The organism is Ruegeria sp. CI5, from assembly GCF_056536885.1.
Window position 1 is genome coordinate 1,556,637 of the sequence record NZ_JBQFQN010000001.1, and the last position, 12,440, is coordinate 1,569,076.

Below are 12,440 nucleotides of genomic sequence, written 5' to 3' on the forward strand. Positions count from 1 at the left end.
GCGCGGCCCAAGGGTTGGCTGGCTGCAAGCATCTGTCAAGCCAAGAAAAAGGCGGGCACGCTGGCCCGCCTTTTCAGACTTTTGGTGTGTGGTGGCAGTCGTTACTCGGCCGCGATGGCGTCCTCGATCTTTTCGACACGGATGGCCGAGAACTTGAACTCGGGGATCTTGCCATAGGGGTCGATGGCCGAGTTGGTCAGGATGTTCGCCGCCGCCTCGACATAGGCGAAGGGGATGAACACCATGTCCTCGGCAATCGCCCGGTCGGCACGCACCATGATCTCGATCGAGCCGCGCCGGGTGGTCAGACGCACCATCTCGCCGGGTTCGATCCCCATCAGCTTGAGCGTGCGCGGATTCATCGAACAGTTCGCCTCGGGCTCGACCGCGTCCAGAACCTTGGCACGACGGGTCATGGACCCGGTGTGCCAGTGTTCCAGCTGCCGCCCTGTGGTGGCAATCATTGGGAATTCCTCGTCCGGGGCCTCATCCGGGGGAATGATGCTGGCCGGGGTGAATTTCGCACGGCCATCCGGGCGCGGGAAGCCGTCGCCGAACACGATCGACTGGCCCGGATCGGTCTCGGACAGCGACGGATAGGTGATGCTCTCGGTCTCGAGCCGCTCCCATGTGATGTTGTCCAGCGAAGCCATGGTCAGCTTCATCTCGTTGAACACCTGCGAGACATCCGTGTAGTCCCAGTTCAGCCCGATGCGCTGCGCCAGATCGACGGTGATCGCCCAATCCTCGCGCGCCTCGCCCGGCGGCGGCACCGCGGGGCGCACGCGCTGCACCTGACGGTTGGTGTTCGACACCGTGCCGTTCTTTTCATACAGCGCCGAGGCCGGCAGGATGATGTCGGCATAATTCGCCGTCTCGGTCAAAAAGATGTCCTGCACGATCATCAGATCCAGCTTGGCCAGCGCCTCGCGGGCGTGGTGCACGTCGGGGTCGGACATGGCCGGGTTTTCACCCAGGATGTACATGCCCTTGATCTTGCCCGCATAGGCGTGGTCGATGATCTCGGTCACGGTCAGGCCCTTCTCGTTCGAGAAATCGCCCGAGTTCCAGACCTGGCTGAACCTGGCCCGCACGGCGTCGTCGGTGACCGACTGGTAGTCGGGCAGGAACATCGGGATCAGGCCTGCGTCCGAGGCCCCCTGCACGTTGTTCTGCCCCCGCAGCGGGTGCAGACCCGCGCCGGGCTTGCCCACATTGCCCGTCATCAGCGCCAGCGAGATCAGACAGCGCGAATTATCGGTGCCGTGGATATGCTGGCTGACGCCCATGCCCCAGAAGATTAGGCCCGCATTCGCATTGGCGAAAATCCGGGCCACGCGGCGCAGCTGATCGGGTTCGATCCCGCAGATCGGTGCCATCTTCTCGGGGGTGAACTGGCGCAGGTGCTCCTTCTCGGCCTCCCAGTTCTCGGTCCAGCGGTGGATGTACTGGCTGTCATACAGCTCTTCCTCGACGATCACGTTCATGATCGCGTTCAGCATCGAGACATCGGCACCGGGCCGGAACTGCAGCATCTCGGTCGCGAATTTGCGCATGCCCACGCCGCGCGGGTCCATCACGATCAGCTTGCCGCCGCGCTTAGCGAACTGCTTGAAATAGGTGGCTGCGACGGGGTGGTTCTCGATCGGGTTGGCGCCGATGATGATGGCCACATCGGCGTTCTCGATCTCGTTGAAGGTCGCGGTCACCGCGCCCGAGCCCACGTTCTCGATCAGCGCCGCCACCGACGAGGCGTGGCACAGCCGCGTGCAGTGGTCCACGTTGTTGTGGCCAAAGCCCTGCCGGATGAACTTCTGGAACAGATAGGCCTCTTCGTTGGTGCATTTGGCCGAGCCAAAGCCCGCCACGCTGCGCGGATCTTCATCCCGCAACTCCATCAGCCCCTTGGCGGCCAGATCCAGCGCCTCGTCCCAGGTCGCCTCGCGGAAATGGGTGCTCCAGTCGGCGGGATCGACGTTCAACCCCTTGGGTGGCGCATCCTCGCGCCGGATCAGCGGCTTGGTCAGGCGGTGCGGATGGTGGATGTAGTCGAACCCGAACCGGCCCTTGACGCACAGTCGGCCCTCGTTGGCGGGGCCGTTGATGCCCTCGACATATTTGACCTTGCCGTCCTTGACCTTGAGGCTGACCTTGCAGCCCACCCCGCAGAAGGGGCAGACGCTTTCGGTCTCGAAATCGTAATCCTTGCCGTCGCCGCGCTGCTGGTCGTCCAGCACGGTGGCGGGCATCAGCGCGCCGGTGGGGCAAGCCTGAACGCATTCGCCGCAAGCCACGCAGGTTGAGTCACCCATCGGGTCGTTCTGGTCGAACACCACCTGGGCGGTATGCCCGCGGCCGGCCATGCCGATCACGTCATTCACCTGCACGTCGCGGCAGGCACGGACGCAGAGGTTGCAGTTGATGCAGGCATCCAGATTGACCCGCATCGCCACATGGCTGTCATCCAGAAGAGGGATCTTCTCGGGCTCTTTCGCCGGAAAGCGGCTGTCGCTGACATCGTTCAGCTTGGCCATGTCCCAAAAATGGCTCGAGGCATCATGCGGCTGTTCGGGCTGGTCGGCCACCAGCAGTTCCATCACCAGCGCGCGCGATTTCTCGGCGCGGTCGGTGTCGGTTTTCACGACCATTCCTTCAGCCGCCGGACGGATGCACGAGGCGACCAGCGTCCGCTCGCCCTCGACCTCGACCATGCAGGCGCGGCAGTTGCCGTCGGGGCGATAGCCCGGCGCAGGTTTATGGCACAGGTGCGGGATGACCAGGCCCTTGCCGTTGGCCGCTTCCCAGATCGTGGTGCCCTCGGGCACGGTCACGTCTTCGCCGTTCAGGTTGAAGGTGACGGTCTTGGTTTCGCTTGCGTCAAGCATGGCTGTCTCCCTCAGATCTCATTGGCGAAATGTTTCATGACCAGGCGTATCGGGTTCGGGGCCGCCTGCCCCAGACCGCAGATCGAGGCATCGCCCATCACCTGGCACAGGTCTTCCAGCAGGTCGGTGTCCCACTTGTCAGCCTGCATCAGCTTGACCGCCTTTTCGCAGCCGGCCCGGCAGGGCGTGCACTGGCCACAGCTTTCGTCCTCGAAGAAGCGCAGCATGTTCAGCGCCGCATCGCGGGCCGTGTCCTGATCGGACAGGACAACCACTGCGGCGGACCCGATGAAGGTGCCGTGCGGTTGCAGAGTGTCGAAGTCCAACGGGATGTCGTCCATCGACGCGGGCAGCAGACCCGACGACGGCCCGCCCGGTTGATACGCCTTGAAGACATGGCCCTCGGCCATGCCCCCGGCGGCATCAATCACGTCCAAAATGGTCGAGCCTGCCGGCAGCAGGTAGACGCCCGGCTTGGCCACCCGGCCCGAAACCGAATAGCTGCGCAGGCCCTTGCGGCCATTCTTTTCGACTGAGCTGAGGATTTCCGGGCCTTCCCGGCAGATCTTCGAGACCCAGTAGAGCGTCTCGACATTGTGCACCAACGTCGGGCGGCCGAATACGCCGACCTGCGCCACGAAAGGCGGACGGTGACGCGGCAGGCCCTTTTTGCCCTCAATCGACTCAATCATCGCGGATTCTTCACCGCAGATATAGGCACCAGCACCCCGGCGCAGGTCGATATAGCCTTTCTCGACGATCCCGGCCTGTTCCAGCGCCGCTATCTCGCGCCGTAGGATTTCCAGCACCGCCGGGTATTCGTCGCGCATGTAGATGAAGCAGGTCTCAGCCTCGACTGCCCATGCGGCGATCAGCATCCCTTCGAGGAAAACATGCGGCGTGCGTTCAAGATAGTAGCGGTCCTTGAAGGTACCGGGCTCGCCCTCATCCCCGTTCACGGCCAGATAGCGCGGGCCGTCATTCATGCGGACAAAGCCCCATTTCTTGCCCGACGGGAAACCGGCGCCGCCGAGGCCCCGCAGGCCCGAGGCCAGAACCTGTTCCTGAACCGCTTCCCAGTCGCCGCCTTCGCGCAGTTCTTTCAGTTTGGCGTAACCGCCGTTCTCGACATAGGTCGCAAAGGTCTCATAGTCGGGCTGTTGGGCGTGGGTGTCTCCGGCCGCGATGGCGGCCTGCACCTTTTCGGGGGTTGCGTGGTCGATGTGATTGTGCCCGATTTCCAGCACTGGTGCGGTGTCGCAGCGACCCATGCAGGGCGCACGCAGAACGCGGACTTCGGACGGGTCCAGCCCGTCCTCCAGCGCCTTCTTCAGCTGCTGCGCGCCTGCCATTTCGCAGGACAGTGAGTCGCAGACGCGGATCGTCAGGGCCGGCGGAGGAGTTTCACCTTCTTTCACCACGTCGAAATGGGCATAGAAAGTCGCGGTCTCGTAGATCTCGGCCTGACCGATCCGCATCTCGACCGCCAGCGCCGCGATGTGGTCGGAACTGATATGGCCGTGCGCATCCTGGATCAGGTGCAGAAACTCGATCAGCAGATCGCGGCGGCGCGGGCGGTCGCCCAGCAGGCGCTGAATCTCGGCCTGCGCTTCGTCTGTGAACTGACGGCCCTTGGGCGTGTGCCGCCCCTTGCCTTTACCTGACTTCCAGACGCCCTTTGGCGCGCCTGATGGCTTGGTATCCAATGGTGCCATGATGCCCTCCGATCGAGCCTCGTCTCTCATCAGAGTAGCATATCGTCAAATCGCAAAAACCAATGGCACGATAACGACAGTTTATCACCGCAAAGACGTCACGACCTGCCGCAATGCGCCAACGGTGGGCAATTCCGGATCCCGCGCCAGCGTCGCCAGACAGATCGGCTTGCTGACCACCGGGTCGACCAGAGGCAGGACACCCGTGCCTTGCAAATCGCCGAGCGCCCGTACCAGAACCCGTGGCACTACCGTCGCCGCCAGCCCTTCGCGCGCCATGACCATCGAGGCAGTAAACCCGCTGGTTTCAGCCACCACACGCGGATGCAACCCCTGTTCGGCGAAAATCCTGTCGAGAATGCGCCTGTTCTGCATCTGGGGCTCCAACAAGCTGAGCGGAAACTCGGCGACCTGCGCCCAAGGGATCGGGCCGGTCTCCTGCGTCATATGCTCGGGCACGAGCAAAACATAGGTTTCCTCGTACAAAGGCTGCACATGGCGCAGATCAGTGCCGATGCTGTCGCCATAGGTGATCCCGGCATCCAGGCTGCCTTCGTCCAGACGGTGCTGGATTGCCGTGGCCGACATCGTCTCGATCCGCGACAGGATACGCGGATGCGCCTGCTGCAGCCGCTTGACCAAGCGGCCAGTAAACGCGATGGCGGTCGGGATCACGCCCAGGATCAGTGTACCGGTGATCTCGCCCTTGATCGCCTGCACCTCCTGCTCGAGCGCTTTGGCGTCATCCAGTATGCGGCGAGCGCGGCGAACGATCATCTCGCCCTCTTCGGTCAGGCCCTGAAAGCGGTTCGCACGTCGGACGATGGACACGCCAAGCCGATCCTCGAGGTTGCGGATGCGCATCGAGAACGCGGGCTGCGAAATACCGCACTCCTCGGCCGCCTTGGCAAAATGGCGGTGGCGCGCCAAGGCGCTGAGCAATTGCAGATCGCGGATTTCGAACACGTGCGGGCCTCGGGCGAACTGGAGCGATACCGTAAGATACCGCCAATGCCCGCCCAGAAAAGCTGTTTCGTGATCAGGTGTTGAACAGGAAGTGCATCACGTCGCCATCCTTGACGACATAGCTTTTGCCTTCTGCACGCATCTTGCCGGCCTCTTTGGCACCCTGTTCGCCATTGCACGCCACGAAATCATCATAGGCAATGGTCTCGGCGCGGATGAAACCCTTTTCAAAGTCGCCGTGGATGACACCGGCTGCCTGAGGCGCTGCAGTGCCCCTGCGAATGGTCCAGGCGCGCGCCTCTTTCGGGCCGACCGTGAAATAGGTTTCCAGTTTGAGCAGGTCGTACCCCGCACGGATCAGCCGATCGAGGCCCGGTTCTTCGAGCCCCATCTCTTCGAGGAACATCTGCGCCTCTTCAGGCTCCAGCAGACTGATCTCTTCTTCGATCTTGGCGCTGATGATGACATGGGCATTGCCCTGCGCCGCGGCCATCTCGGCCACACGCGCGGAGTATTCATTGCCTTCGGCAGCGTCTTCTTCCGAGACATTGCAGACATACAGGACCGGCTTGGTGGTCAGCAACTGCAGCATCTTCCAGGCTTTTGCATCCTCGTCAGACACCTCGACCAAACGGGCGGGTTTGCCGCTTTCCAGCATCTCTTGCGCGGTGGCCAGCAACCGATCCTGCTGCTGCGCCTCCTTGTCGTTGCCCTTGAGCTTGCGCACGAGGTTGGCGCGACGCTTTTCGATGCTTTCCAGATCGGCCAGCATCAGTTCGGTCTCGATGGTCTCGGCATCGGCCACCGGATCGACCTTGCCTTCGACATGGGTCACGTCGCCATCCTCGAAACAGCGCAGCACATGAGCGATGGCATCGGTTTCGCGAATGTTGGCCAGAAACTGGTTCCCCAGCCCCTCACCTTTTGAAGCGCCTTTGACCAGGCCTGCAATATCTACGAAGGTCATCCGGGTCGGGATGATCTGCTTCGACTTGGCGATCGCAGCCAACTTGTCCAGACGCGCATCGGGAACGGCCACGTCACCCACATTGGGTTCGATTGTGCAGAACGGGAAATTCGCCGCCTGCGCGGCCGCGGTCTTGGTCAGCGCGTTGAACAGGGTCGACTTGCCGACATTCGGCAGACCCACGATACCCATTTTAAAGCCCATGACGGCCTCCTGATGCCATTCGCGGGCTGCTTCTATGCGGGTCCGGTGCAATGCGCAAGGCATCTGCGGCTGCTGGCCCTGAGTCCAATCTGCAACATCACGAAAATGTAGGGAAAACGTGTGCTTGTTGACATTGAACACGAAAGAATAGTGTCAAACTTTAACATTTTACGAATATCAACAGCGAACATCCCCATGAAAAACCTCCTTTCAAGCGCCGCTTTTCTGGCTTTTTCAACAGCCGCGCAGGCGCAGTCGGTGATTTTCGGCGCCGGCTACGCCGACTATTCCGACAGCAGCTCGATTGACCAGGCGATCTTTTCCCTCGAATACCAGCACCGGCCATTTCACGAGGCCACCCGCTTCAGCGCCGCGCTCGGGGCCGCGCTGTCGGTGGACGAGGATGGAAACACACATATCGGCGCCGGGGTGATCGGGGTCTATTCCTTTGCCGACAGATGGTTTGTGGAAGGTAGCGTGATGCCGGGATTCTACAGCGAAGCCAACGAATTGAACGATCTGGGCGGGAGCTTCGAAATCCGAAGCCTTCTTGGGCTGGGCTATACGTTGAACAACGGCAATGACATATCGTTGGCCGTGACCCACAAATCGAATGCCAGCACGCAAGAGGAAAACCCCGGCGTGAACGCGCTCTTGCTGCGGTATCACCTGAACTTCTGACCCCACCGCTCAGGACGGGATTGATTTTCGGCCAAAGTTTCTGCACATCAGGTCCAAACCTGTATGCAAGGATCGTCCATGACCCGTATCGACGCCAAGTTCGCCGCCCTTAAAGCCGAGGGGAAGAAGGCCTTTGTCGCCTATATCATGGCCGGGGATCCCGACTATGACACCTCGCTTGAGATTGTTCGGGGCCTGCCGGCGGCCGGCGTGGACGTGATCGAACTGGGCCTGCCCTTCACCGATCCGATGGCGGACGGCCCCACCATTCAGGCGGCTGGTCAAAGGGCGCTGGACGGTGGCATGACGCTGCAGCGCACGCTGGATCTGGCCAAGGCATTCCGGGAAACCGATGACACCACCCCGATCGTACTGATGGGCTATTACAACCCGATCTACAGCCGCGGCGTGGACAAGTTCCTTGCCGACGCCAAAGAGGCCGGCATCGACGGCCTGATCGTCGTCGACCTGCCACCCGAAGAAGATGAAGAACTGTGCCTGCCCGCGCAGGCGGCCGGTCTGAACTTCATCCGGCTGGCCACGCCAACCACGGATGACAAGCGCCTGCCGCGGGTGCTGCAGAACACCTCGGGCTTCGTCTATTACGTCTCGATCACCGGCATCACCGGCGCGGCCGAAGCCGAGGCAACCGATGTCGGCCCCGAGGTCGCGCGCATCAAGGCGGCGACCGATCTTCCGGTGATCGTGGGGTTCGGCATCAATACGCCCGAGAAATCACGTGCCATCGCCAGCGTTGCTGACGGAGCGGTGGTCGGCTCGGCCATCGTCAGTCAGATCGCCGCCGGCAAACCCGTGGCCGAGGTTCTGGACTTCGTGAAATCGCTGGCAGACGGCGCCCACAGCGCCTGAGGCCAAATCCCAAACGGATTGCAACCGCTGCAGGCCGCACGCCTGCGGCGGTTTTTCTTTGCGCCTTTGACCCACCTGACCACATGCGCAACTGGCCGTTGCGCCGCGGCGGAAGAATTGGTAAAGAAACCTAACCAATCTACAGAAGGGTGCGGCCATGCCTGTCATTACCAATATCGACGACCTGAAACGCATCTATGAACGCCGGGTGCCCCGGATGTTCTATGACTATGCCGAAAGCGGCAGCTGGACCGAGCAGACCTTCCGCGACAACAGCTCGGACTTCCACGACATCCGCCTGCGCCAGAAGGTTGCGGTGGACATGTCCGGCCGCTCGACCGCGTCGCAGATGATTGGACAGGACGTTGCCATGCCGGTGGCCCTTGCACCCGTGGGCCTGACCGGGATGCAGCATGCGGATGGTGAAATGAAGGCCGCCAAGGCCGCGCTGGATTTCGGCGTGCCCTTCACGCTGTCGACCATGTCGATCAACTCGATCGAGGATGTGGCCGAGCATACCGGCGCGCCGTTCTGGTTCCAGCTGTACACCATGAAGGACGAAGATTACGTCCGCCGCCTGATCCAGCGCGCCAAGGATGCCAAATGCTCGGCCCTGGTCATCACCCTGGATCTGCAGATCCTCGGCCAACGGCACAAGGACCTGAAGAACGGCCTGTCGGCCCCGCCGAAACTGACGGCCAAAACCATCGCCAACCTGATGACAAAATGGGCCTGGGGCATCGAGATGCTGGGCGCGAAACGGCGCGAGTTCGGCAATATCGTGGGCCATGTCGAGGGCATCTCGGACGCCTCATCGCTGGGCGCGTGGACCGCCGAGCAGTTCGATCCCAGCCTCGACTGGAAGAAGATCGAGAAACTGATGGAGCAATGGGGCGGCAAGGTGATCCTGAAGGGCATCCTGGACCCCGAAGACGCCAAGATGGCGGCCAAGTTGGGCGCCGACGCCATCGTGGTGTCGAACCACGGCGGGCGGCAGTTGGATGGCGCGCTCAGCTCGATCCGGATGCTGCCACGGATCATGGATGCGGTGGGCGGCGACGTCGAAGTGCATCTCGACAGCGGCATCCGCTCGGGGCAGGACGTGCTCAAGGCGCTGGCGCTGGGGGCCAAGGGCACCTATATCGGGCGCGCATTCGTCTACGGGCTGGGCGCGATGGGCCAAAAGGGCGTGACCACCGCGCTGGAGGTGATCCAGAAGGAACTGGACACCACCATGGCCCTGTGCGGCGAACGCAACGTGGCCGATCTGGGGCCGCACAACCTGCTTGTCCCGCAGGACTTCCGCGGCCGCTGGCAGGAATGACGCGGAAATCGTTTTTACCCCTTTCCAAACGGCCGGATTCGGTCTAAGTACGCCGCTTCACGCGGGGTGACAGCCTTGGAGGCACCCTGCCCTAACATTGGAGATTTATCATGGCTGGTGAGATTCCTGATCTCGTAGCTCTGGAACGGACGGGGACAGGCAAGGGCGCCGCTCGTCAGGCACGCCGCGACGGCATGGTTCCGGGCATCGTATTTGGTGGCGAGAAAGACCCGCTGCCGATCCAGATTCCGTTCAACGAACTGTTCAAGCGCCTGAAGGCAGGCCGCTTCAAGTCGACCCTGTGGAACCTGAAGGTCGAAGGCCACGAAGACGTCCGCGTCATCTGCCGCGACGTTCAGCGTGATGTCGTCAAGGACCTGCCGACCCACCTGGACCTGATGCGTCTGCGTCGCACGACCAAGATCGCCCTGTACATCCCCGTCGAATTCATCAACGAGGAAGAGGCCCCCGGCATCAAGAAGGGCGGCGTTCTGACCGTTGTCCGTCCTGAGGTCGAGCTGGTCTGCACCGCCGGCGACATCCCCGAAAAGATCACCGTCGATCTGACCGGCCTGGAAATCAACGACGTTGTCACCATCTCGTCGGTTGACCTGCCCAACGGCACCAAACCGACCATCGACCGTGATTTCGTGATTGCGAACATCTCGGCACCGACCGGCCTGGCGTCCAGCGACGATGAAGAAGGCGAAGGTGCAGAGGAAGTCGCAGCCGACGAAGTTGAAGTCGTAGGCAAAGACGAAGAATAAATCCGGATCCTTCGGATTGGAATTTGAAGCGGGGCCTCGTCCAGGGCCCCGTTTTTCTTTGAACGACCGGCTGGCACTGGAAAGGCATCTCGTGCAATTCTGCGCCGGACCGAAACGCACAAGGAATTCGCGATGAAGCTGTTTGTCGGATTGGGCAATCCGGGCGCAAAGTATGCCCGCAACCGGCACAATATCGGTTTCATGGCGGTGGATGCCATCGCCAGGGATCATGGCTTTGGGCCATGGCGTTCGAAATTTCAGGGTGAAATATCCGAAGGAATGCTGGGCCGAGAGAAGGTCCTGCTGCTGAAACCCATGACCTTCATGAACCGCTCGGGCCAATCGGTCGGCGAGGCCATGCGGTTCTTCAAGCTCGACTCAACCGATGTGACCGTTTTCCATGACGAACTGGACCTTGCACCCGGGAAGGTTCGCGCCAAGGCCGGTGGCGGCCATGCCGGGCATAACGGCCTGCGGTCGATCCACGACCATATCGGTGCCGCGTATGACCGTGTCCGGCTGGGGATCGGCCATCCCGGACGCAAAGAGCTGGTTTCGCCCTATGTTCTGGGCGATTTCGCCAAGGCCGACGCCGACTGGCTGGACGATGTTCTGCAAGGTGTTGCAGACGGGGCGGTCCATCTGGCTGCGGGCGATGCGGCCAAGTTCATGAACGCCGTGGCGCTGCGAACAGCGCCACCGCGCAGTTCCACCACGACGCCCAAATCCGAAACCAAGACCTCTCCTGCCCCGCAAGCCGAGACGCCAACGCCCGATGACCGCACTGCGATGCAGAAGCTGTTGGACAAGTTCCGATAGCGGCAAAGACCTTCCGCAACGTAGCAATTGCAGAATTTCCGTCATCACGATCCAATGCCGCCAAACGGGAGGAAAATCATGAAAACAGGTCTGAAGTGGCTGCTGCGAATCGTCCTGACGCTGGTCTTGGCCGCTGCAGTTTTCGGTTTCTGGAAGCGCGAGGAAATCCAGCGCCTTCTGGCGGTGAACTCTCTGTTTTCCGAAGAAAAGATCGTTCAGAATTTCTCTCACATGGACGCGGCGTTTCTGACCGTCGACCTCCCTCGCGGGAATGGTCCCACCTGGGACCTGCCCTATGGCGCTGAATTCGACCTGCCCGCCGAGACGCAAGACTGGATCGAAGAGCGCGCCGTCACATCCCTGCTGGTGATGCAGGACGGGCAGATCCGGTTCGAGGAGTATTTTCTGAGCACATCGCCGGAGGACCGCCGGATCTCGTGGTCGATGGCCAAAAGCTATTTGTCCGCTCTGTTCGGCATCCTTCTTGAGGAGGGCGCCATAGCCTCGCTGGATGATCCGGTCATCAAATATGCCCCCAAGCTGCAGGGCAGCGCCTATGAAACAGCTACGATCCGCAACGTGCTGAACATGGCCAGCGGTGTGACCTTTGACGAAGACTATCTGGACCCGAAATCCGACATCAACCGTATGGGTCGGGTCGTCGCCCTGGGGGGCGAGTTGGATGACTTTGCGGCCTCGTTGAAGGACAGTTTCGCGGCACCTGGCGAGACCTGGCAGTATGTTTCCATCGATACCCATGTCATTGGAATGGTGATCCGAGGGGCGACGGGTCAAAGCGTCGCCGCGTTGCTGGACGAAAAGATCCTGCAGCACCTCGGTCTTGAGCGGGACGGATACTATATCACCGACGGCGCCGGTGTAGCCTTTGTTCTGGGTGGCTTGAATTTCACGACGCGGGATTACGCCCGCTTTGGCCAAATGATCCTGCAGAACGGCGTGCGCGATGGGCGCCAGATCGTTCCGGCCGGCTGGATCAAGGAATCCACCTTGCCAAGCGCGCCGACCGAACCCGGAAAGATCGGCTACGGATATCAGTGGTGGATCCCCGTTGGCGCCCATGACGGTGAGTTTCTGGCACGCGGTGTTTATGGCCAGTACATGTATTTCGACCAGTCGCGCGGCGTGCTGATCGTAGCCACGGGCGCTGATCGGAAGTTCCGCGAGCCCGGGGTCAATGAGCAGAACATCGAAATGTTCCGCAAGATCGCGCAAAGCCTGTAA

The 12,440-nt window shown here is 61.5% G+C and carries 10 protein-coding genes; 6 read left to right on the plus strand and 4 right to left on the minus strand.

The features are described from left to right. Window positions 1-101: 101 nt before the first annotated feature. The 4 genes from fdhF to ychF all read right to left on the minus strand — a co-directional run bounded on the left by fdhF (window position 102) and on the right by ychF (window position 6,737). Window positions 102-2,885, minus strand: coding sequence for a formate dehydrogenase subunit alpha (gene fdhF / locus ACR0BA_RS07750; protein ID WP_480727202.1), 2,784 nt, complete (start codon window positions 2,883-2,885; stop codon window positions 102-104). Between the two features lie 11 nt (window positions 2,886-2,896). After that, window positions 2,897-4,600, minus strand: coding sequence for an NAD(P)H-dependent oxidoreductase subunit E (locus ACR0BA_RS07755; protein ID WP_480727204.1), 1,704 nt, complete (start codon window positions 4,598-4,600; stop codon window positions 2,897-2,899). Between the two features lie 84 nt (window positions 4,601-4,684). Beyond that, the gene (locus tag ACR0BA_RS07760; RefSeq protein WP_480727205.1) at window positions 4,685-5,566 is read right to left on the minus strand and encodes a LysR family transcriptional regulator; all 882 of its coding nucleotides are present in this window, start codon (window positions 5,564-5,566) and stop codon (window positions 4,685-4,687) included. Window positions 5,567-5,639: 73 nt separating this feature from the next. Then, window positions 5,640-6,737, minus strand: a complete 1,098-nt coding sequence (gene ychF, locus ACR0BA_RS07765; RefSeq protein WP_170357094.1) for a redox-regulated ATPase YchF — start codon at window positions 6,735-6,737, stop codon at window positions 5,640-5,642. 195 nt (window positions 6,738-6,932) lie between these two features. On the opposite strand from ychF, the gene ACR0BA_RS07770 reads away from it, so the two are divergent. From ACR0BA_RS07770 to ACR0BA_RS07795, 6 genes are all read left to right on the plus strand, one after another. Next, window positions 6,933-7,418: an acyloxyacyl hydrolase gene (locus tag ACR0BA_RS07770; protein ID WP_170364892.1), complete on the plus strand. Its 486-nt coding sequence runs from the start codon at window positions 6,933-6,935 to the stop codon at window positions 7,416-7,418. A 78-nt stretch (window positions 7,419-7,496) separates the two neighbouring features. After that, window positions 7,497-8,288: a tryptophan synthase subunit alpha gene (trpA, locus tag ACR0BA_RS07775; RefSeq protein WP_170357093.1), complete on the plus strand. Its 792-nt coding sequence runs from the start codon at window positions 7,497-7,499 to the stop codon at window positions 8,286-8,288. Window positions 8,289-8,445: 157 nt separating this feature from the next. After that, window positions 8,446-9,612 carry an alpha-hydroxy acid oxidase gene (locus tag ACR0BA_RS07780; RefSeq protein ID WP_480727207.1) on the plus strand — a complete coding sequence of 389 codons (1,167 nt, stop codon included), beginning with the start codon at window positions 8,446-8,448 and terminating at the stop codon, window positions 9,610-9,612. A 110-nt stretch (window positions 9,613-9,722) separates the two neighbouring features. Further along, window positions 9,723-10,379 carry a 50S ribosomal protein L25/general stress protein Ctc gene (locus ACR0BA_RS07785; protein ID WP_170369719.1) on the plus strand — a complete coding sequence of 219 codons (657 nt, stop codon included), beginning with the start codon at window positions 9,723-9,725 and terminating at the stop codon, window positions 10,377-10,379. Window positions 10,380-10,511: 132 nt separating this feature from the next. Then, complete coding sequence (pth, locus tag ACR0BA_RS07790) at window positions 10,512-11,198, plus strand: aminoacyl-tRNA hydrolase (protein WP_170369721.1); 687 nt, start codon at window positions 10,512-10,514, stop codon at window positions 11,196-11,198. A 78-nt stretch (window positions 11,199-11,276) separates the two neighbouring features. After that, window positions 11,277-12,440, plus strand: coding sequence for a serine hydrolase domain-containing protein (locus ACR0BA_RS07795; protein WP_480727209.1), 1,164 nt, complete (start codon window positions 11,277-11,279; stop codon window positions 12,438-12,440).

Coding starts and splice junctions, on each gene's coding strand:
- fdhF (WP_480727202.1), bottom strand. CDS start 2,885: ATGCTTGACGCAAGCGAAACCAAGACCGTCACCTTCAACCTGAACGGC.
- ACR0BA_RS07755 (WP_480727204.1), bottom strand. CDS start 4,600: ATGGCACCATTGGATACCAAGCCATCAGGCGCGCCAAAGGGCGTCTGG.
- ychF (WP_170357094.1), bottom strand. CDS start 6,737: ATGGGCTTTAAAATGGGTATCGTGGGTCTGCCGAATGTCGGCAAGTCG.
- ACR0BA_RS07770 (WP_170364892.1), top strand. CDS start 6,933: ATGAAAAACCTCCTTTCAAGCGCCGCTTTTCTGGCTTTTTCAACAGCC.
- trpA (WP_170357093.1), top strand. CDS start 7,497: ATGACCCGTATCGACGCCAAGTTCGCCGCCCTTAAAGCCGAGGGGAAG.
- ACR0BA_RS07780 (WP_480727207.1), top strand. CDS start 8,446: ATGCCTGTCATTACCAATATCGACGACCTGAAACGCATCTATGAACGC.
- ACR0BA_RS07785 (WP_170369719.1), top strand. CDS start 9,723: ATGGCTGGTGAGATTCCTGATCTCGTAGCTCTGGAACGGACGGGGACA.
- pth (WP_170369721.1), top strand. CDS start 10,512: ATGAAGCTGTTTGTCGGATTGGGCAATCCGGGCGCAAAGTATGCCCGC.
- ACR0BA_RS07795 (WP_480727209.1), top strand. CDS start 11,277: ATGAAAACAGGTCTGAAGTGGCTGCTGCGAATCGTCCTGACGCTGGTC.